This is a genomic window from Halobacillus litoralis, assembly GCF_009856415.1.
In the GTDB taxonomy this organism is placed as follows: domain Bacteria; phylum Bacillota; class Bacilli; order Bacillales; family Halobacillaceae; genus Halobacillus; species Halobacillus litoralis_C.
Genome location: NZ_WMEZ01000007.1, coordinates 36866 through 57386 on the forward strand (window position 1 = coordinate 36866; position 20521 = coordinate 57386).

A 20521-nucleotide genomic window follows, 5' to 3' on the forward strand; every position below is an offset into this window, starting at 1 on the left:
ATTCAAAGTGGCTGAAAGTAAAAAGCAAGCAGAACATGTAGTTTCTCATGAAGAAGGCTGGGCAGTTAAAGCAGAAGGTGCGGAACAAGCAACCAAGGTATACGAGAATAAACAGGACGCGATTGACCGTGCAAAAGAAATCGCCCAAAACAAAGGGACTTCAGCGGTCATCCATACCAAAGAAGGTAAAATTCAAAATCAATACGACTACAGCAGTTAATCAAACATAAAAAAAGCACTCTAAAACGAGTGCTTTTTTTATGTGCATCTTTATAAAGGTAATTATTATTCAACTAACTGGCAGGGTTGTGTAAGACTTGATTTCGAGACTTTTGTTATGAGGGTTGGGGCTGCGGGGAATGAGTCGCTTTCCGCGGGAGCGCGGTGAGCCTCCTCGGAACTGCGTCCTGTGGGGTCTCTCCTAGCACTCTCTTCCCGCAGGAGTCTCCCCATTCCCCTCCGCCCCTTTGCCATGTGAGTGTCTCGAAATCACTTCTGGAATCAACTCATTTTCAACTGATGGAGATGAGTAGTTTTTAGTACACGTGTCAGGAATTGTATTCCTAATGCTTGATATAGAGAGATTCCTGCGTACACCACATGGACAGTGGAAGACTGTTCTACTGTGCGAAGGGGGTTCGTTTCTCCACTATATCGAATGGGGTGGTTGGGAAGCTGCGAGACTCCCGTGGGAGAAAGGAGATAGGCGAGATCCCGCAGGACGTAGTCCGAGGAAGCTCGGCGCTCCCCCACAGGAAAGCGAGTTGCTTCCCAACCACCCCTGACGCTCAATCAGGCAACGAACCCCGGAAACATCTCGACACTGAGTCTTCCACAATCGGGAGCTTTAGTTGAATAAGTGACGGGATGGGAAGTGTGATAGAATACGGGGGAGACTGAATGTGGAGGTTCCAAAAATGAATGGACAAAAAAGAAGTGACATTAAAATAGGGGCAGAAGTGGAGATCGTCCTGAAGAAAGACCAACGAACAGGCGCGCTGACCAGTGGGAAAGTGAAGGACATTCTCACCAAGTCCCCGAACCACCCTCACGGAATAAAAGTGCGCCTGGAAGATGGTCAAGTCGGTCGAGTAAAGAACATACATTCCTAAGATTAGCTTCATTGCAAAAACGAAGAGCCCATGCAAAAACATGGGCTCTTTACATTTATTGAGAGAAATTAAAACGTACGATTACACAGGGCTCTTTTGTTTTTCAAAATTCCTGTAGGGCATTTCAATCGTGAAAAAAGCACCATCTTCGTCTTCTGTAACCGCTAGGATTGAATACTCTGCACCGAAGATTTGCTCCATGGCATAGTCCCCATTATCAAAAGGCTCGCCATCGATGGAAAAACCAGTTTGCAGCAATGTATGACGGTCTTCTTCTGTGAACTTACTAATTTCATTGAGTTGGACCATGGGACGGACTAGTGTGTCTCCTTCAGGCTCATCAAGAAGGTCGTAGTTAATCTGTATGTTCACCAAATCACGAGCTTCGCCGAGTATATCGAGTACGATGGTTTTGAATTCTGATAAGTCCATAAGAAAGCGGACATCTTCCGGTTCAATACGGTCTAAGTATCGAGACATTTCATTAGCCTCCTTCTATGCTTCTATGGCTTATATTACCATGAAAGCGCCGCTTTAAACCTATGTAAATTGGAAAAGCGAGAAGGACGGCCGCCCTTCTCGCTTTGTATACTTTCGGAAAATATCAAGTTTTACCTACTTGCTTTTATTGCAAGCGTTGTGGAACTTTGTCCATGTTAATGCCGCGGTTCAAAAATTCTACATGGTAGTTTTTGGCAACTTAAACGACGCAATCCCTACCTCTATTGCATCCTTACAGCTCCGAAGCTGATCCAGTGTGATTAAGTTGTATCAAAACGTAGCAGAATGCCAGTCTCATACAAATCACTCTTTTCTTTTCCGAGTTACCTTCTAATGAAGGCACTATTAAATCATTATAAACTTTATATTTATAGATGTCAATAGTATACGTTTTGGAAAACTACCATCCATTCATAGTTTCACGATCGATCGACCGCGTGTTTTTCCTTGTAGAATATTTTCCAGTGTTTCAGGTACTTCGTTCAGAGTATGAACGACTTTGATTCGGTCGAAGACCTCTTTGATTTTTAAGTCATTGGCCATACGGTGCCATACTTTTTTTCTCTGGTCCATGGGACAATTGACAGAATCAATACCAATAAGGGATATACCCCGTAGAATAAAAGGATAAACCTGTGTAGGCACTTTTGTACCCCCGGTCAGTCCACTTACAGCTGCGGCACCTCCGTACTTCAATTGACTAAGAATGGAGGCGAGTTGTTCTCCTCCGACAGGATCGACAGCTCCGGCCCAACGTCCGCTTGCTATTGCTCGAAGATTCCCATCGTAAACCTCTTGACGAGAAATGATTTTAGAAGCGCCTAAGTCTTTTAAGTATTCTTCATGTTCAGGGCTTCCTGTACTTGCTTCCACGGTATAGCCTCTTTTGGCAAGCATGGCAACCGCTATGCTGCCAACACCACCGGAAGCTCCGGTTACGAGAACCGGACCCTGTTCAGGAGTGAGACCGCTTTCTTCCAGACGATGGAGGGAAAGCGCAGCCGTAAAACCTGCAGTTCCGTAAATCATCGCTTCTTCTGTCGTCAACCCTTCGGGAAGATGGACCACCCATTCAGCGGGGATACTGGCGTATTCACTGTAACCCCCGTGATGGTTGACGCCGATTTCATAACTGGTAGCGATGACATCATCGCCCTCCTTAAACCTTCCATCATTGGAACGAACCACTTTTCCGGCCAAATCGATGCCTGGAATGATCGGGTAATCCTTAACGAGAGGGTTATCCGGCTGGGTAACCATTCCATCTTTGTAGTTGACGCTGGAATACTGGACTTTGATTAAAACGTCGCTCGAAGGCAGATCAGAAAAAGAAAGTTCTTGAACTGAACCATGAATACCTTCTTCCGTTTGATCGACTTTATATGCTTTAAAAGTTGTCAACCTATCACCTCATTTCCATGTTAAGGGCGGAGGTCTTCATCGTAATCTTCCTCCGTTACAGAATCCTGCTTGGATTTCCTACCCTTTTCTTGTTCGCGCTCTTCTTTTTTCACTTCTTCATCAGGAATGCCATCAATCAACTGTTCTTTTTTTAGTTTTTCTTGGAAGCTTTGGTCGTTTTCAGATACTTTGTTGCGTTTTTGATCAGCCATCTCTTTCACCTCCAGAAAATGGGTGTCCCGGTTATGGTTCCTTTTTACATAAAGAGTTAAACTTAGATCTAACCAGGTGCATGAAAAAAAGCCGTCCAAATGATGGCGGCTTTTATTTATCGGTGAATTTGCGTTTAATGGATTGGAAAAGCGTGGTTTGCATCAAGTAATCTAACGTGGTGCTGATCACGAGGCCATGAATGACGACCCCGAGAATGGTGAAGATGACGATGATGACATGTCCCACCATCGTTTCAGGTTCAAATCCAGACTTGCCGAAGAAGGTGAGGGAGAGGATGGCACTAAGCCAAGCATCTCCATAAGTGTCTAATTCATTTTCTACTAAATTTAGGGGGATGATTAAAAGGAATACAAGAATGAAGGTGACCCCAGTTACCGTTAAGACATGCTGCCTTTTAAGGAAACGTATAAAAGGCATCGTGTAATATTTTGTAATGGATTTCAACCTCAAGAGGTGAAGGATTCTTGCAAATCTTGCAAACTGAAAAATAGCGTCTAAGGGAATGGCGGCAATGACAATGAAGGGGTGCTTTTTTATGAAACCCCATTTGCTTTCAGCTCTATATAAACGGTAAAGGAAGTCAAGGAAGAAGATGGACCATGTCGTCCAAACGATCACACTGTTATAGCCGGTTTGCTGCCAAATCGTCGCGACGGAAAGAGCGGCAAGAGCGACCATGAATAATTCATAGAAGGTTTTACTGGAATTTCTAGTTTGTAGTCCCATCGTCTTGCCTCTCTCCCTAATTTTGTCGATTGGACACTATTATATCATTCTATTAAGTGGAGAACATTAACTTTGGCGGATGTAATTAGCACCGGATTCTGTGATCTGTGTGCCTGCCCGGCCGCGTTTGATTGTAACGAATCCACGTTCTTTTAGCTCTGCCAAAACTCTGCGAATCTGTTGTTCTGATAATGGGTTGGACTCTTCTGAGGAAAGTTGTTCATATATTTTCTTGCGGCTCGCATTGATCATCGCTTCGTTCAATGCCAAGACAATCGATAGCACTTTCTTATTCAAATGATCATCCACGAGACTTGTCGTTTCTCGCTTCGTATTCTTCTTCGGTCTTTGGAAAAAATCCTCACCAGGAAGGTCATTGACCGTAATGGTGTCCCCTTCTGAAACCGTAAGCAGATAGGAAATCGTATTTTTTAATTCACGAATGTTCCCAAACCAATCATAGCTCATCAATTCTCCAATCAATCCTTTGCCCAGAGCCTTATTTGGGGTGTGGTTTTCAAGTAAAAATTGTTCCACAAGTGCAGGAATGTCTGTTTTTCGTTCTCTGAGTGGAGGGACGGAAACGTATAGAACTTTAAGTCTGTGGTAAAGGTCTTCTCTGAATTTCCCCTGATCGATCAGCTCAAGTAAATCCTTATTCGTAGCGGCGATGATCCTTACGTTAATGGGGATGGTTTTCGACCCTCCGATCTTACGAATTTCCATCTCTTGGATCACACGTAACAACCGGGCTTGCAGCTTCAAACTGATATCTCCAATTTCATCAAGGAAAATGGTTCCGCCATCTGCTTGTTCAAACAATCCTTTCTTGCCGCCTTTTTTGGCTCCGGTAAAGGCTCCTTCTTCATAACCGAACAGTTCACTTTCCAATAAGTCTTCGGGTAGTGCGCTGAAGTTCACAGCAAGAAAAGGTTCATAAAGGCGGTCGGACTCATGATGGATCGCATGGGCGAACAGTTCTTTGCCGGTGCCGCTTTCCCCGTGTATTAAAACAGGGAGAGGAGTCTTCGCAAGTTTATACCCGATGGTTTTCGCTCTTCGAATGGCTGGACTGTTTCCAATGATATCTTTAAATGTGTACTTCGCGATATATCCCGTTTTTAACAACTGCTTTCGGGCTGCTTTTTCCATCGTGATGGTTTCATCTGAATTTTTGAAAATGAAGATTACATTGTCACTTTCTTCCCATTGGACGCGATAGAGCATAAGGTTGTAACCGTTCAAAGAAAAATACATCCCTTCATCCTGCGGGTTGGTTATGAATTCAAGAAGTTTAGGATCTTTGAACAATTGTCGTACCGGCTTACCCATGGCGTGCGTACGGGATAGTCCGCTGTATTCTTCGATGAAAGGGTTGAATACGGTGACCTTTTGGTCGGAGTCGATGGCCATGACGCCATCATTTACCCCGTCGACTACTTGTTGAAGGTGTTGGTTTAAAAGTTCTGTCTGTTTGTTCATTTCTGAAAGCTTTTTACTCAACTCAATGATTTTTCCGGTGTATCGATTCGATATCGTTCCGCCGAGTTTTTCTTTTAAATGGAAGTGATCGAGAATTTCAATTAATGTTGTAATATCGATAAGTCGGACGCCGATGTCAATGACCTTTTCTACCGAAGGAGGGGCAAGGGTTACCTCCCCTGGCGTAATGGCGGTAGGGATCCCATGTGTATTCTTTTGACCGGGATAATAAGCGGTGAACGTAAGGTGGTTCATCCCCATCCTTTTTAATGTATCGATCGTTTCTTCTGCCATTTCGGAAGTGTCATTGACACACAGGACAGAGGTTCCTTCTTCTAATTCCAACAATCGTTCAATGTGTTGATAATTGATCGTACGGATGGCTGTTTTATGTGGTGATCCGGGAGCGATGAAAGGGGCAGCTTCTTTTTCAATTAAATAGGAAGAAAATATGATTAAATCATCGCTGACTTGATCGGGGACATATTCATCGACAGCGTAGCTCTCAATATGAATGAACTCTCCTAAGATGTCTTCCAATTGTTCGTGCAGTGTCGTTTTTGTTTCTTTTGTTCCCGTTAACAAGGTTAATTGGTTTTTCATCCGATCACTCCTCTTTTTTGTTCTTATTGGTTTATATTATAACACCCAATTAAAACCTATTTTAGATAAACGGCCTTTTTTGAGGCGGAATATTCAGAAAATGTTTTTGGCATGAAACTTGCATGTATATAGTAGAAGGATCAAGAAGGGGGAAAACACATGGATAAAAAGGGGAAAAAGAAGTTTGAGATGCCTCATACGTATGTCATTATCTTTTTCGTTGTCCTATTTGCAGCTCTATTAACTTATTTAATACCTGCTGGGACATTTGAAACCAAAGAGGTGACGTATGACAATTCAGGCACGGAAGAATCAAGGACAGTTCTCGTACCGGATAGCTTTTCAGTGGCTGAAGAAAGTGCTCAGGAAGGGACAAGCTTATTTGAGCCTTTTGGAGGAGCTGGTCTTTTAAATTATGTATTTGAGGGGTTAGTTTCTGGGGATAAGTGGGGTTCTGCTGTTGGAGTCGTCGCTTTTATCCTAATTATTGGCGGTGCCTTTGGAATTATTATGAAGACGCGGGCCGTTGAGGAAGGGATTCTGTCTGTTATTGATCGAACAAAGGGAAAAGAAGTGTTGATCATTCCGATCATGTTCTTCCTGTTTTCCTTGGGTGGCGCTGTCTTCGGTATGGGAGAAGAAGCCATCGCTTTTGCTATGATTCTTGTACCACTCGTGGTGGCGCTTGGCTATGATGCCATTACTGGAATCATGATTACTTATGTAGCCACGCAAATCGGATTTGCGACATCCTGGATGAACCCATTTGGTGTAGCCATTGCTCAAGGGGTGTCCGATGTGCCTGTTCTGTCAGGGACCCCATTCCGGTTTACCATGTGGCTGATCTTTACGGCTGTTGGTACTTTCTATACATGGAAATATGCAAGTTCTGTGAAAAAAGACCCGACTCGGTCACTCGCCTATAAATCCGATCAGTACTTCAGAGATGACTTTGAGCAAAAAGATTTGAAGGTCAATTTTAAATTCGGTCACATCCTTGTCATTTTAACAGTTGTATTAGGTATTGCGTGGATCATCTGGGGTGTTATTCAACACGCTTATTATATTCCTGAAATCGCAAGTCAGTTCTTTACCATTGGTCTTGTGGCAGGAATCATTGGTGTAATCTTTAAACTGAATAATATGAGAGTGAACGACATCGCCGAAGGGTTTGCTCAAGGGGCGAAAGATTTGCTTCCAGCTGCTTTGGTTGTAGGAATGGCTAAAGGGATTATTATCATTTTAGGAGGAGATGATCCGGCGACAGCTTCTGTGCTGAATACGGTTCTGCATTCAGCGGGGCAATTGTTCGAAGGTGTGCCTGAGGTCATTTCTGCATGGTTGATGTTCTTATTCCAGTCGGTCTTCAACTTCTTTGTCGTATCCGGTTCTGGTCAGGCGGCTCTGACGATGCCATTGATGGCTCCGTTAGCTGACATTGCAGGAGTAACCAGACAGGTGGCTGTCCTCGCTTTCCAATTAGGCGACGGGTTGACGAACATCATCGTACCTACTTCCGCGGCACTTATGGGCACACTAGGAGCAGCACGACTGGACTGGTCCAACTGGTTCCGTTTCATCTTCAAATTCCAATTGATGCTCTTCGGACTCGCGTCTGTCTTTATCGTTGTCGCGGTAATCATCAATTTCAATTAAAGGAAAAGAACACAGGAGGTATGAGAATTGATTACTCTAATTAAACAAGCAACCGTATATGCTCCTGAGTTTTTAGGAGAAAAAGATGTCCTGATCGCCGATGGACGCATAGCGGATATACAAGATCATATAAACTTGACCGGTGAACAGGTGAACGTCATTGAAGCTAAGGGGGAGGTGCTCACTCCTGGGTTTATCGATGGCCACGTGCATATTACAGGAGGAGGCGGGGAAGGAAGTTTCCGGTCCCGCACACCCGAGTTAACATTGACCGATGCGACTTTGAACGGCGTGACGACCCTTGTTGGTGTCATCGGTACGGACGGGACGACACGGACCATGACGAATCTCGTAGCTAAAGCGCGCGCTTTGAGAGAAGAAGGGATCACCTGCTATTGTCACACAGGTTCCTATCAAGTCCCTGTAAAAACATTGACAGGCAACATTGAAGACGACATTCTATTGATTGATTTAATTATTGGAGCGGGAGAAATCGCCATCTCAGACCATCGATCCTCCCAGCCTACGGTTGAAGAATTGGCGAAAATCGCTTCCGAGGCGCGGATCGGCGGGATGCTTTCTGGAAAAAAAGGGATCGTTAATGTGCATGTCGGAGATAGCCCAGATAAATTAGAACTTATAGAGAGAGTCATTGAGACGACTGATTTACCCATAACACAATTTTATCCGACACATATCAACCGTAATTCCGATCTTTTTGAGGCAGGCATCCAATACGCTAAAAAGGGAGGATTCGTTGATTTTACAACGAGCACAATCCCGAAATTTTTAGAGGATGGAGAAGTGAAAAGCAGTGAAGCCCTGAAACGAATGCTTGATCAGGGGGTGCGGATCGAACAAATCACCTTTACGTCCGACGCTCAGGGAAGCCTCCCTGATTTTGATGATAAAGGCAACTTGATTGGTTTGAAAGTCGGCAAGGTCGCCTCTTTGTATGAAGCTTTTCAAGAGGCCGTTCTAGAACAGAAGGTGAGCGTTGAAGATGCCTTAAAAGTCATCACCCTTAACCCGGCTACTATTTTAGGGCTTTCTGCGAAAGGCAAACTCGAAAAAGGAAAAGATGCTGACCTCGTCATGATGGACCCAGAAACACTCAAGATTTCCCGTGTTATCGCTTTAGGGAAGGAAATGGTCAGGAATGGAGAAGCATTAGTGAAAGGGACATTTGAATAAAACAAAAGAAACACCCCGAATCGGTATAACATCCGACAGGGGTGTTTATTTTTTTGATTAAAGTTATTCAACAAACGGGCAGGATTGTGAGACTCGATTTCGAGATGTTCCGTGGTTCGTTGCCTGGTTGAGCGTCAGGGGTGGTTGGGAAGCTACTCGTCTAGCTCCATCGCCCAGACACTCGCGTCATAAGCCAAACAGCAATGGAATGAAAGGGCACATTCCGTTGCTGTTTGGCTTATGCCAGTCGTGTCTACCAGGGCGATTCCGCATTTGAACACTTTCCTGTGGGGGAGCGTCGAGCTTCCTTGGACTGCGTCCTGCGGGATCTCGCCTGTCTCCTTCTCCCACGGGAGTCTCGCAGCTTCCCAACCACCCCATGTGAAGTAGGTGAGAAACGAACCCAAATACACAGTAGCAGCATCTTCCAAAACAACTCCTTTCTAGTTGAAAAGGGCCCTATAGCAATCATCAGAATACAAGTGTTGCTGTTTTAAGAGTGATTCCGGCAACTTCTATTACGCTCGAAAGTTGCTTATTTTGGGAGGAGTTTCGAGACACTTATATGGTAAAGGGGCGGAGGGAAACGGTGAGACTCCTATGGGACGTGTGGGAACAGGTGAGACCCGGAAGGCGTAGCCTGAGGAGGCTCACCGCCCGCCCCATGGAAAGCGAACCTTTTCCCGCAGCCCCTAAAGCTCACACAAAAGTCTCGAAACGGAGTCTTCCACAATCGGGAGCTATTCTTGAAGATGGAGGAATTTTATATGTTTAGTATCTTTCTGATTCTGTACCATTTTCTTGAGATTAAAATTTTCTTAGGTTTGATAAACCCATCCCTGAACTGGTAGAGCTCACCGTTCTCTTCTTGTATTCCGAGTACCTCCGACTTTACCTGCTGCTTCATGTACTTCCGGAACGGAAAGGATCTGTACCTTTTTGGATGATAATAGGGTCTTGAGTATAGATGTGGATATTCATAAAGAGGTCCTTCATAAATCAACTGGAGTTCTTCGTGATCGTGAAAATCATCAGGAGTGACCAGGGCGCTCGTTTTGTGAAAAAGGTTAAGCCCTGCTCGCTTAAGTACTTCAGCTACGAATTGGGAGCAAAAATAACTGGACTTTACATGAATGGGCTGGTTTGTAGGTACCCCTAAAAGACCTAAATAATTGTAAAAGTAAGTTTTATAGTTTTTAGCGAAGGCCTTAAGGAGACGCTCGAGCTTTTGATATTTTCTTCTTGTCATTTTTAATTCATAAACCGCACAAGTCGCGTAAGGGTACCAACTGAAGGTTCCTTGAACAAGGTCTTCCTGGACGAATCCGCCCCAGAAAGGATTTGTAGGCCGACGTCTTCCGAAACTATATAAACGCTTCATATTCTTATCCAGGGAGAGAGAAGCGTGATTATAGGGGGCTGCAGTGAACGCTTTGATGGCCTGGTTTGTAATCGTACCTGTGTTTGATAGTAATAAGTAGACGGATTTCATAGGGTTCCCTCCAAATTGGATGTTTCTGTAAATATACTATAGGAGACTATGAAAAGGAAGTTATTCATTTCTCTATTCAGGTTCGTGTGGTATTCTCAAATTAATCACTAAATGAATGGAAGGGAAGCTAGAAGTGCGCATTCTGACGAACTTATTCTTTTTTGCTGTCGTGGTCGCTCTCGTGGTTTTCTTTTTGGTCCCACAAGTAGAAAAGGAACTTCCTCAAGGTGTGTTTTATAAAGAAGATGTCCCATTGCCCACGAACCTTCACCCGACGGTAGAAAAGCGAAAAGATCAGCTGGTCGAAAAGGTAAAAGGAGCAGGGATTAACATCGTCATCACGGAAGGGCACCGATCCGTTGAGAGACAGGACAAGTTGTATGAACAAGGCCGTTCTTCAAATGGGCAAATCGTCACTCATGCAAGAGGTGGTGAGTCTTATCATAATTATGGTCTTGCTATCGATTTTGCGCTTGAACACGAAGACGGCCGGATCATTTGGGATACAGAATACGATGGAAATGGAAACGGACGGTCGGATTGGTTAGAGATCGTAAAAGCAGCTAAAGGTCTTGGGTTTGAATGGGGAGGCGACTGGGAAAATTTTAAGGATTATCCTCATTTGCAAATGGACTTTGGATTATCAATTAGGGAGCTGAAAAGAGGAAAACGACCGGAAGTTGACGAATATGCAGATGAAGAATAGATAGAAAAAGGGTGTCCCAGAAGTCGGGGCACCCTTTTGTTTATTGTTGATATTCTTCGTAAGGTTTGATCATTGCATGGATGGTTTGTATATAAGGCATGCTCAAGCCGACTTCGCTGCCTAGCCGTAAAGCACCGCCATGAAGGTGCTCAACTTCGAGAGGCAGTCCTTTTCGTCGATCTTGATGCATCGATGACGTCATTTCATGGTCAAACCCACGTAAACGTTCAAATGCCTGCTGCACTTGTTCATCTGTCAGGCTGATGTGGTGGGCGTTTGCGAGTTCTTTCATTTCTGCAAGAATTCGCTCTGCGATTCGGAACGTTTGTGGATAGCTTCGTACAACCCCGATGGGTTGATTGACAGCTGTTGTAATTCCGGAAAAAGCAGTAATGAACATGTATTTCTTCCACATGTCCTCCAAAATATTCGTACTTAACGTTCCATTTAAATTGGCCTGGTTGCACGCGAGGGCAAGCTCTTCGCAGATGGCTTGCTGAGAAGTATGAAGCGGACCGAATACAAGATCATGGAAAGGACTTGTATGGATAACGTGACCTGCTTCATCTAGGGTAGCAATAATGTAAGAAAGGCCACCTATGACAGCTTCCTCTCCCAATTCTTTTTGCAAAATACTGATGTGTTCCATCCCATTAAGAACGGGGTACACTTTTGCGCCTTTATTTACCAAAGTTTTCAGCCAGTCTAATGTACCGTGAAGATGATAGCCTTTGACGGCAAGAAAAACAAGGTCGGGGTTTTCGATTTCCTCTGGACTCCTGGCAATTACGGGATCTGGAACTTCATAATCTCCTATTTCACTATGTAGCTTCAAACCGTTTTTTTCAATTTGCTCGGCTCTTCCTTCGCGGACAAGGTTAATAACATCGTGTCCAGCTTCCTGCCAGCGCGCTCCAAAATAGGCTCCTAAAGCTCCCGCACCTAAAACTACGATTTTCATATTTCCTACACCTCCGAAGAAATTATGCTTCTAACTCCTTGCTACGTTCTGTTGTGAAGCTTGAGGTAATAATTCTGGTCGACTCTACAACATCTTTAATGTGGTCGTCTAAATATTGGATGATATCGTCAAATCCTGCTGTCTTCATGATTTCGTGGTAATGCTCTTCACTCTTGAAAATAGATTGCCCGAGAATGAGTTCTTCATCTTCCTCAACGTCTACCACATTCAAGAGTCCCATGGATCCTTGGCTGCCAGTCAACTTATTAGAAAAATAAATATTATGGTCGAGTGCTCCATGTAATTTCAAAAGTTGACCCGACTTTCTGCTCAACTCCATGAACTCATCCAAATTTCGTTTTTTAACTCTAAAAAGACATATGACCGTAAACATTTTTATTCCCCCTGTGGTAAAGGTTATCAGGATTTATTATCCAGGCTTGTTGACCGTCCAGCATCGATCAAAAGAACGATGGCAGTCACTGTGTGCATGACCCAACCGATAAAAGGAATGGCTCCAATAGCACTAGTGATCATTCCGAGAATACTTCCAGCATAAGAACGCTTGTCTTTAGCTGAAATGACGAGGGTGATCAAGTGGAAAACAAACATGAACAGAAGCGGCAGCCAGGCATTGCTGAATATGAAGGCTCCGCCTGCTATAGGAATCGCTAAGAATGCCTCGCACCCACCTGTTAACCACTTGAGTAAGGTAGATAATTTCATTGGAATCTGCTCCTTATAGTTATCTATTGTGTTAGGTATCAGAGTGGGGAATAGACCTCTCTTTTCACATTCCACTCCTTGGGTTGTTTCGAAACATTCTACCAAAAGTGTAAATCAATCTCTACTTTTATGCGTTATTTCGACACGGTCGCTATGATTTCCTCTCTTTTGAAGGAAATTTTAGATTTGCTTATTTTCCTCTTAGAAGAGGAGTAAGGGATGAAACAACAAAACCTCCGGGATCTCCGGAGGTTTTGTTTGCTTTTCATTTTATTAGATAGACCATACTTCAGTCAGTCCAGCTCCAACGCCCAGTCCCTCGAGACATAAGTCGATGGCCTCCGTGAGGGAAGATCACCTCAATGCGCCCCTCGTCTTATGCTTGTCGGGCCTCCCGTGGCGTTTACGCCTTTCTGATTGTCCGGTTCCATCACCCAGACTCTCGAGACATAAGTCAATCGCCTCCGTGGAGGAAGAGCACTCCACTGCGCCGCTTGTCTTATGCTTGTCGAGTCTACCAGGGTGATTCCACACTTCTTTCTTACTTACTTGCTTTTTGCAGTTTCTGAATCATTTTCAGGCTGCGGCCGGTTCCGATGGCTACGGATTCTAGTGGGCTTGGGGCCATGTGTACGGGTACGGAAATTTCGTTGGACAGCCAATCTTGCATACCGTTGAGCAAGGCTCCGCCTCCGGTAAGGATCACACCGTGGTCTACGATATCTCCACTTAGTTCCGGTGGGCAATCTTCAAGGGTTGCGCGAATCGTTTCTAACAGCTGTTCAAGGGATTCTTTCAGAGCTCCTTGAACTTCTGTGGATTTTAGTTCGATGGTTTTTGGTAGACCTGTGACCATGTCACGACCTCTTACTTCCATCGTTACTTCCGGATGATCGACTAGTGCGTAGCCGATTTCCATTTTGATTTGCTCGGCTGTGCGCTCACCGATTAACACGTTGTAAGCTTTACGCACGTGCTGGATGATTTCCTCATCCATGACGTCTCCACCTGTGCGGATGGACTTGCAGGATACGACACCACCGAAGGAGATGATGGCCACTTCACTCGTTCCGCCACCAATATCTACAACTACGTTTGCAATGGGTTCATCGACTGGAAGGTCAGCACCAATGGCGGCTGCGATTGGTTCTTCAATCAAGTGCACATTTTTAGCACCATAGCTTTTCACTGCATTGTGAATGGCGCGGCGTTCAACAGAAGTTGAGCCGGAAGGTGTGCATATAACCACGGTCGGTTTCCGCATGGAGATCCCGGATTTTTTGGATACTTTTTTCAAAAGCTCCTTCAACATTTGCGCAGTCATATCATAATCAGCGATGACACCATCTCTCAACGGGCGGACAGGGATGATGTTTCGCGGTGTCTTTCCGACCATTTCTTTTGCTTCTTTTCCTACGGCCACCACGTTTTTGGTTTCCGTATTATAAGCGACAACAGACGGTTCGTTAAGTAAAATTCCTTTTGATTTTGAATAAATCAATATATTAGCAGTACCAAGATCGATACCGATTTCTGCGTTTGATAACATGTAGACGTACCTCCAAAGGTGAAATATTCTATTTATATGTCTTCTCATATCATAGGAGTTTTTTGGGGGTTGAACAACAGGAAATTCGTGGTCAGGAGAAAGTGGTGTCATAAGTCATCCCCCATGTATAATGGGACTAACGATAGACAGAGGAGTTTTTCTATGAGTTTTTTGAAACATGAAGAGATTATAAAGCGGTGTGAAAAAATAAACCAATCGTATGAAATCGATCCTTCCTTTTTTGATGGGATTGTCGATGAATTATTGGATAGTGAAAAGGATACAGAAACCGTGATATTAAGTGGTTTTCAACGCCTTCTCGCTGAAGTCGACCACGAAATCGAGCGGATGGAGGAATTCACCTCCATGAAGCCGAATTGTTTTATGGGGTGTGCGTTTTGCTGCTACTTCCCGATTGTTATCACAAAAATGGAAGCGAAAATGTTGTTTCGTTCCATCGAAAACTTTTCAGAAGAGCGGAAAAAGGCGATTTATACCCATTGGGAAAATTATTATGTTAAACAGCAGGACAAATTGCAAATAGCTATGGCTATGGATTATGAGGCACCAGAGACGAAGTTAGAATACAAAAAGTTGAATCTGCCTTGCCCGATGCTGGATCCAGGAACTCAATTGTGTATGGCTTATGAAGTGCGTCCGATCCCTTGTCGTACCTATTTGAACTACAGTGATCCACAAGTTTGTGCTGATCAGCATATGCCAAAAGAACCGTTCAGCTATGAGTTTCTCTATCAGTTTTATTTCGGAAGTATCAACGAATTAATACAGGCGCTCTATGAAAATGGCGAGGATGTTTTTGTTGATTATCCAATGGATGCGTGGAGTTATGATTACCTCCCAGCCTGGATCAAGCAATGGAAAGAGGGGACCCTAAGTGAAGTATAAACTCTTATCTTTGAATGTTGGTCGTCCAGAAACCTATGAAACCGATAAAGGCGAATTGAACAGTGCTTATCGGAAAACCTCTGTCAAAGGTCCTGTTCATTTAACTTACTTGAACTTTGAGGGGGATGAACAAGCGGATAAAAAGAATCATGGCGGCCGTGATAAAGCTGTATGTCTCTATCCAGCCCAACACTATAGGCACTGGGAAGACCATTACAGTCAAGAATTTCCTTTTCCTTCTTTCGGGGAGAATTTGACTGTAGAGGGGATTGATGAACGAGATATCCGGATTGGGGATGTTTTTCAGCTCGGAGAAGCCATCCTGCAAGTATCAGAGCCAAGGAAGCCGTGCTATATCATTGCCCGCACTCATGGGATCGATGATTTTCCGGCTCGTGTTATGGAAAAAGGGTTCTCAGGATTTTATTTGCGGGTGTTACGGGAGGGGGAAGTGTCCCCAGGGGATTACATGACTTTAATTGAGCCCCACCCTGATGGAGTGACAGTGGATGATGTCAATGAAGTGCGCTACCACGATCGAGATAACGCCAATAAAATCAGACGGATTGTAGCTGTTGAACCACTAGCCGATGGATTAAAGCAATTGCTGAACAAGCGTCTGCAAAAGTGAGAGGGGGAAGAGATCATGAATCCTTTTTCAGAACGGGCCTTACAATTAGCTATAAAAAATGTGGAAGATGGGGGCCATCCGTTTGGAGCTGTCCTTGTTTGTAACGGAGAAATCATTGCTGAGGGTGTGAATGAACTGCATCTACACCCCGATGTCAGCGCCCATGCTGAATTGGTTGCGATCAAGAAAGCCCAGCAGGCACGCGGGTCGATTGATTTGAGTGATTGTACGATGTATGCGAGTGGAGAACCTTGTGCGATGTGTCTCACGGCCATGTATTTTTCTAATTTGAAAAAAGTCATCTACTCCCAATCCGTCGAAGAGGCAAGTCGTGTGGGACTTACCCTATCAGAAAAAGTTTATCAAGACCTACAAAAAACACAGGACCAACGAGAAATCACGATGATCCATGAACCAATCGAAAATAGTGAATTAGATGCAATGCAAGCCTATGCGATGAAGAAAGGATAGGAGGCAGAAAGATGGATTATGGACATTTGATTGAGGAAAAGATTAAACAATCCATGAAAAATGGGGATTTTGACAACTTGCCTGGGAAAGGAAAGCCGCTCCCCAAAGACGAATTCGCTCATCTGCCTCCTGAACTTAGAAACAGTTACCGGATCTTGAAGAATGCCAACATGCTCCCCGAAGAAATGATCCTAAAAAAAGAAATGGTAGAGATTGAAGATCTCCTAGCTGGAATTACAGACCCTCAGTTATCCGCTCACTATAAAAAAGAATGGAAAGAAAAAAAGCTTCGTTTCGACATGATGATGGAAAAGAGAAAATTGGACCAGTCAGGAGCATTCAAACAATACCAAAGCAAAATTAACCGGCGTTTCGGATTCTGAATACGGTCAGAATTTTTAACTTTTAGCAGTGGCTCACGGTTTTACAGAAGGAGGTGACGATATGTGCGGAAGATACACTCTGTTAGCAGAAGAAGCGGAAATATTGAGAGAGTACGGAATAGAAAGGCCGATCGACGGCTATGAACCACGGTACAATATCGCACCAGGTCAAAAGGTGCTGGCTGTGATCCATGATGGAACACAAAAGCGCGCAGGTTATATGAAATGGGGGCTTGTCCCTTCGTGGGCCAAAGATCCTAAAATTGGCTACAAAATGATAAACGCAAGAAGTGAAACCGCTCATGAAAAACCTAGTTACAAAAGGCTGATGAGCCAGAAGCGCTGCTTGATTGTAGCAGATAGTTTTTATGAGTGGCAAAAAACGGAATCAGGAAAACAAGCCGTAAGAATTCAACCGGAAAACCGTTCTCTATTTGCTTTTGCAGGTTTGTGGGACCAGTGGGGAGGGGAAGAGGAATCCCTTTATACATGCACGATTCTTACGCAGGATGCAAATGAGTTCATGGCTCCGATTCACAACAGAATGCCTGTCATATTGCCGAAAGGAAAGCAGGATCAGTGGATTGAACCAGTGAAATGGTCGCCTTCGGATGCTAAGGGTTTTGTTGAACAACTGACAATGGACGACCTCCGTGCCTATGAAGTTAGCGACTACGTAAACTCAGCAAAAAACGAAGGCCCTGACTGCATCACCCCCTTAACGTAACCGTCCCTTTATTAAAGAATCTGGGAGGATTGTATAAGACTCGATTTCGAGATGATTCGGGGTTCGTTGCTTGGAGTGAGCGTCAGGGGTGGCTGGGAAGCAACTCGCTTTCCTGTGGGGGAGTGCCGAGTTTCCTCGGGCTACGCCCTGCGGGATCTCGCCTATCTCCTTTCTCCCACGGGAGTCTCGCAGCTTCCCAACCACCCCATTCTATGAGTGTGAGAACGAACCCCCCCTATAGAAGGTGAGTCTTCCAACCTCCTTGTCCAGTAGCCATAAAGCACGCTATACCGGCATCAGTGGGGAAAATCACATACTTCTTCATTTCAATAAACTTTGCGAAATCTGCTATTTGTGGGAGGGGTTTCGAGACAATTATAAGGTAAAGGGGCGGAGGGAAACGGTGAGACTCCTATGGGACGTGTGGGACAGGTGAGACCCCGGAAGGCGTAGCCTGAGGAGGCTCACCGCCCGCCCCATGGAAAGCGAACAATTTCCCGGAGCCCCTAAACTCCAACAAACATCTCGAAACTGAGTCTTCAAGAAAAGGGAGCGTTTCTATCAAAAAAAAAGAGCTTACAGCGGGATTTGTGCTGTAAGCTCTTTTTGAATGTTAGGTTTTAAGGTTAACCTGCTTGTCGTTGTTCGCGTTCTTGTTGTTTTTCTTTTTTGGCGACTTTCAGGAACTTGTTCGTTTCGGCGGCTACGACCCCGGATAGGAGTAGTAGTCCGATCAAGTTCGGGAAGGCCATTAAGCCGTTCATGACATCTGCGAAAACCCATACTGTGCTCAGTTGGGAAACAGCTCCTACAAGAACGAATGCCACGAACACTATTTTGTAAGCGCCGATGAATCGTTGCTTGGTCAAGTAACCGAAGCACTTCTCCCCATAGTAGGACCAACCGACAATGGTCGAGAAGGCAAAGAAGACTAAGCCTATGGTTACGATGTATGCCCCTACATCACCAAGGAAAATTTGGAATGAGGTAGAAGTCAAGTCGGCACCATCCAGTCCGCCTTGATATTGACCAGCCATGACAATCGTTAAGCCTGTCATTGTACAAACGATAATGGTATCAATAAATACTTGGGTCATGGAAACAAGTGCCTGGCGTCCTGCATAGTCTGTACGGGCAGCGGCAGCAGCGATCGGTGCAGAACCGAGACCTGCTTCATTGGAGAACACACCACGTGCGACTCCGTAGCGTATGACTGTTCCGAGTAGACCGCCACCAAGCGCACTTGCGGTAAACGCATCATTGAAGATGGTTCCGAAAGCCGGGATGACCATGTTGTAATTGAGAATAAGTATGATTAATGCACCAATAACATAGAAAATAGCCATGATTGGGACAAAGAAAGCCGTGACTTTCCCAATACTTTTAATTCCTCCGAGCAAAACCAAACCAGCCAACAGGGTAAGCAGTATTCCCGTCACCCATGGAGAAACGTTGAACGTGCCTTCCATGACATCAGAAACGGAGTTGGACTGGACCATGTTGCCAATTCCGAACGCAGCAACAGCACCAAAGATCGCGAATAAAAACCCGAGCGGACGTCCGAGCCATTTGGTTTTCAAACCACGGGATAAGTAATACATTGGTCCCCCGGACATTTCACCATTCTTTCCTTCAATTCGGTATTTGACGGCTAGTACAGCTTCGGCATATTTTGTGGCCATGCCAAATACTGCTGTCACCCACATCCAGAAAACAGCGCCTGGTCCACCTAGGACAACGGCCGTTGCTACACCAGCAATGTTTCCTGTTCCGATAGTAGCAGCAAGAGCTGTGGTCAGTGCCTGGTAATGCGAAATATCCCCCTTTTCATTCTTTTTCTTCTCTTTGCTTGGTTTGAAAGCAAGCTTTAAAGCGTAAGGGAGCGTTTTGAACTGAAGAAAACCCAGACGAAGTGTCAAATAAACCCCTGTTCCGACTAATAAAACCAAGAGGAACGGTCCCCAGACGATTCCACTTAATTCACTTAAAAAACTGTGTAGTGCACTACCTTCACCCATCATCTTCCCCCTATCCATATTGTTAATATTTGTTCATATATTAAATATTCCGAAAATTAGAAACAAATGTCAAGGTCATTTACGTACAAAAATAAAAAAGAACGGTTGATTTCGACAATAAAAGGGAAGATATTTGGGTGAACTGTTTTAGTTGGGCAGGATTTTCGACTCTTTCATAGAAAATAAACAGATGAGAAATACTACATTGGAGGAACATAGTTATGATTCGTGTATTATTCGTCTGTCTCGGTAACATTTGTCGTTCACCTATGGCAGAAGCTATTTTTAAAGATCTGGTAAAAAAAGAAGGATTGGACGAAAAAATAACCGTCGATTCTGCAGGGATTGGCCATTGGCATATCGGTGCTGAACCTCATGAAGGGACACGGGCCATCCTTGATGATAAGAACATCTCTTATGAGGGCATGAGTGCAAGACAAGTGAAGGAGTCCGATTGGGATGACTTTGATTACTTGGTTGCGATGGATGATAAAAACATCCAGGACCTGAAAGGAATTCGAGAAAAAAATGATGTCGTGGTCGCTAAACTGCTGGACTTCGTTCCTCATTCGAAGGAAAGTGAAGTGCCGGATCCATATTTCACAGGTAATTTTGAATATGTTTTTGAGCTCGTCCATGATGGGTGTTTTAAACTTTTAGAGAAAATAAAATACGATCATAATCTTTGAGGAGGATGTTTATGGGACAGAGCAAACTTTGGAAAGGTGTTTTATTAGGAGCCTTGGTTGGAGGAGTAGCCGCTCTTTTGGATAAAGAAACGAGACAATATGTAGGTGAGAAATCACGAACGACAGGTGCGAAGTGTCAAAGTTATATGAAGCACCCATCAGAGGCGATCCACAAAGTTAGAGTGAATTATGAGTCCTTTTCTGCCCAAGTTAATAAAGGAGTGGAAGATCTTCTGGAATTATTGGATAAGGCAGAGAGTATGCTGAATAAAGTAGGGGAAATTAATCAAGAAGTGAAAGAACAGCTGAGAGCTGTCGACGATTCAAAAGAAGCTTCTTGATCACAAGAGGTG

General features: G+C 44.3%; 23 protein-coding genes. 12 read left to right on the forward strand and 11 right to left on the reverse strand.

Annotation, left to right across the window (positions count from 1 at the left end; translation table 11 throughout):
- Positions 1-7: 7 nt before the first annotated feature.
- A complete protein-coding gene (locus tag GLV98_RS15495; protein ID WP_160916862.1) occupies positions 8-220 on the forward strand; it encodes a DUF2188 domain-containing protein in 213 nt (70 codons plus the stop codon).
- A gap of 697 nt (positions 221-917) precedes the next feature.
- On the forward strand, positions 918-1112 hold the full coding sequence (locus GLV98_RS15500; RefSeq protein WP_146815384.1) for a YwbE family protein: 195 nt from the start codon (positions 918-920) through the stop codon (positions 1110-1112).
- Between the two features lie 81 nt (positions 1113-1193).
- Here GLV98_RS15500 and GLV98_RS15505 read toward each other — a convergent pair whose 3' ends face one another.
- The 5 genes from GLV98_RS15505 to GLV98_RS15525 all read right to left on the reverse strand — a co-directional run bounded on the left by GLV98_RS15505 (position 1194) and on the right by GLV98_RS15525 (position 6059).
- On the reverse strand, positions 1194-1592 hold the full coding sequence (locus GLV98_RS15505; RefSeq protein WP_160916864.1) for a hypothetical protein: 399 nt from the start codon (positions 1590-1592) through the stop codon (positions 1194-1196).
- A gap of 432 nt (positions 1593-2024) precedes the next feature.
- Positions 2025-3014, reverse strand: a complete 990-nt coding sequence (locus GLV98_RS15510; RefSeq protein ID WP_160916875.1) for an acryloyl-CoA reductase — start codon at positions 3012-3014, stop codon at positions 2025-2027.
- 20 nt (positions 3015-3034) lie between these two features.
- Entirely contained in the window at positions 3035-3226 is a 192-nt protein-coding gene (locus GLV98_RS15515) for a hypothetical protein (RefSeq protein WP_160916878.1), read from the reverse strand.
- A gap of 112 nt (positions 3227-3338) precedes the next feature.
- Complete coding sequence (locus GLV98_RS15520) at positions 3339-3974, reverse strand: hypothetical protein (protein WP_160916880.1); 636 nt, start codon at positions 3972-3974, stop codon at positions 3339-3341.
- 66 nt (positions 3975-4040) lie between these two features.
- Positions 4041-6059: a sigma-54 interaction domain-containing protein gene (locus tag GLV98_RS15525; RefSeq protein ID WP_160916882.1), complete on the reverse strand. Its 2019-nt coding sequence runs from the start codon at positions 6057-6059 to the stop codon at positions 4041-4043.
- 159 nt (positions 6060-6218) lie between these two features.
- Here GLV98_RS15525 and yfcC point away from each other — a divergent pair, with 159 nt between their 5' ends.
- Both yfcC and iadA read left to right on the forward strand, forming a co-directional pair.
- Positions 6219-7715: a putative basic amino acid antiporter YfcC gene (yfcC, locus tag GLV98_RS15530; protein WP_160916884.1), complete on the forward strand. Its 1497-nt coding sequence runs from the start codon at positions 6219-6221 to the stop codon at positions 7713-7715.
- Between the two features lie 27 nt (positions 7716-7742).
- Positions 7743-8909 carry a beta-aspartyl-peptidase gene (gene iadA, locus GLV98_RS15535; protein WP_160916887.1) on the forward strand — a complete coding sequence of 389 codons (1167 nt, stop codon included), beginning with the start codon at positions 7743-7745 and terminating at the stop codon, positions 8907-8909.
- Positions 8910-9672: 763 nt separating this feature from the next.
- On the opposite strand, the gene GLV98_RS15540 is transcribed toward iadA, so the two are convergent.
- Positions 9673-10401: a hypothetical protein gene (locus tag GLV98_RS15540; RefSeq protein ID WP_337193763.1), complete on the reverse strand. Its 729-nt coding sequence runs from the start codon at positions 10399-10401 to the stop codon at positions 9673-9675.
- A 133-nt stretch (positions 10402-10534) separates the two neighbouring features.
- Here GLV98_RS15540 and GLV98_RS15545 point away from each other — a divergent pair, with 133 nt between their 5' ends.
- Positions 10535-11107 carry a M15 family metallopeptidase gene (locus tag GLV98_RS15545; RefSeq protein WP_423785017.1) on the forward strand — a complete coding sequence of 191 codons (573 nt, stop codon included), beginning with the start codon at positions 10535-10537 and terminating at the stop codon, positions 11105-11107.
- A 40-nt stretch (positions 11108-11147) separates the two neighbouring features.
- Here the strand turns inward: GLV98_RS15545 and GLV98_RS15550 are convergent, their stop codons facing one another.
- From GLV98_RS15550 to mreBH, 4 genes are all read right to left on the reverse strand, one after another.
- Positions 11148-12068, reverse strand: coding sequence for a ketopantoate reductase family protein (locus tag GLV98_RS15550; RefSeq protein WP_160916891.1), 921 nt, complete (start codon positions 12066-12068; stop codon positions 11148-11150).
- 22 nt (positions 12069-12090) lie between these two features.
- A complete protein-coding gene (locus GLV98_RS15555; RefSeq protein ID WP_160916893.1) occupies positions 12091-12462 on the reverse strand; it encodes a DUF1428 family protein in 372 nt (123 codons plus the stop codon).
- A 26-nt stretch (positions 12463-12488) separates the two neighbouring features.
- Positions 12489-12794, reverse strand: coding sequence for a hypothetical protein (locus tag GLV98_RS15560; protein WP_160916895.1), 306 nt, complete (start codon positions 12792-12794; stop codon positions 12489-12491).
- A 541-nt stretch (positions 12795-13335) separates the two neighbouring features.
- Complete coding sequence (mreBH, locus tag GLV98_RS15565) at positions 13336-14343, reverse strand: rod-share determining protein MreBH (protein WP_160916897.1); 1008 nt, start codon at positions 14341-14343, stop codon at positions 13336-13338.
- Between the two features lie 162 nt (positions 14344-14505).
- Between mreBH and GLV98_RS15570 the strand changes: the two genes are divergently transcribed.
- The 5 genes from GLV98_RS15570 (at position 14506) to GLV98_RS15590 (ending at position 17461) form a co-directional block, all read left to right on the forward strand.
- Positions 14506-15249, forward strand: coding sequence for a YkgJ family cysteine cluster protein (locus GLV98_RS15570; protein ID WP_160916899.1), 744 nt, complete (start codon positions 14506-14508; stop codon positions 15247-15249).
- Positions 15239-15880 carry an MOSC domain-containing protein gene (locus tag GLV98_RS15575; protein WP_160916901.1) on the forward strand — a complete coding sequence of 214 codons (642 nt, stop codon included), beginning with the start codon at positions 15239-15241 and terminating at the stop codon, positions 15878-15880. The genes GLV98_RS15570 and GLV98_RS15575 overlap by 11 nt, the downstream gene beginning before the upstream one ends.
- A 15-nt stretch (positions 15881-15895) precedes the next feature.
- Positions 15896-16351: a nucleoside deaminase gene (locus GLV98_RS15580; RefSeq protein WP_160916903.1), complete on the forward strand. Its 456-nt coding sequence runs from the start codon at positions 15896-15898 to the stop codon at positions 16349-16351.
- A gap of 11 nt (positions 16352-16362) precedes the next feature.
- Entirely contained in the window at positions 16363-16734 is a 372-nt protein-coding gene (locus GLV98_RS15585) for a DUF1992 domain-containing protein (protein WP_160916905.1), read from the forward strand.
- A gap of 61 nt (positions 16735-16795) precedes the next feature.
- A complete protein-coding gene (locus GLV98_RS15590; protein ID WP_160916907.1) occupies positions 16796-17461 on the forward strand; it encodes an SOS response-associated peptidase in 666 nt (221 codons plus the stop codon).
- A 626-nt stretch (positions 17462-18087) separates the two neighbouring features.
- Here GLV98_RS15590 and GLV98_RS15595 read toward each other — a convergent pair.
- The gene (locus tag GLV98_RS15595) at positions 18088-19479 is read right to left on the reverse strand and encodes an alanine/glycine:cation symporter family protein (RefSeq protein WP_160916909.1); all 1392 of its coding nucleotides are present in this window, start codon (positions 19477-19479) and stop codon (positions 18088-18090) included.
- Between the two features lie 221 nt (positions 19480-19700).
- On the opposite strand from GLV98_RS15595, the gene GLV98_RS15600 reads away from it, so the two are divergent.
- Positions 19701-20168: a low molecular weight protein-tyrosine-phosphatase gene (locus GLV98_RS15600; protein WP_160916911.1), complete on the forward strand. Its 468-nt coding sequence runs from the start codon at positions 19701-19703 to the stop codon at positions 20166-20168.
- A gap of 11 nt (positions 20169-20179) precedes the next feature.
- Positions 20180-20509 carry a YtxH domain-containing protein gene (locus GLV98_RS15605; protein WP_160916913.1) on the forward strand — a complete coding sequence of 110 codons (330 nt, stop codon included), beginning with the start codon at positions 20180-20182 and terminating at the stop codon, positions 20507-20509.
- Positions 20510-20521 lie beyond the last annotated feature (12 nt).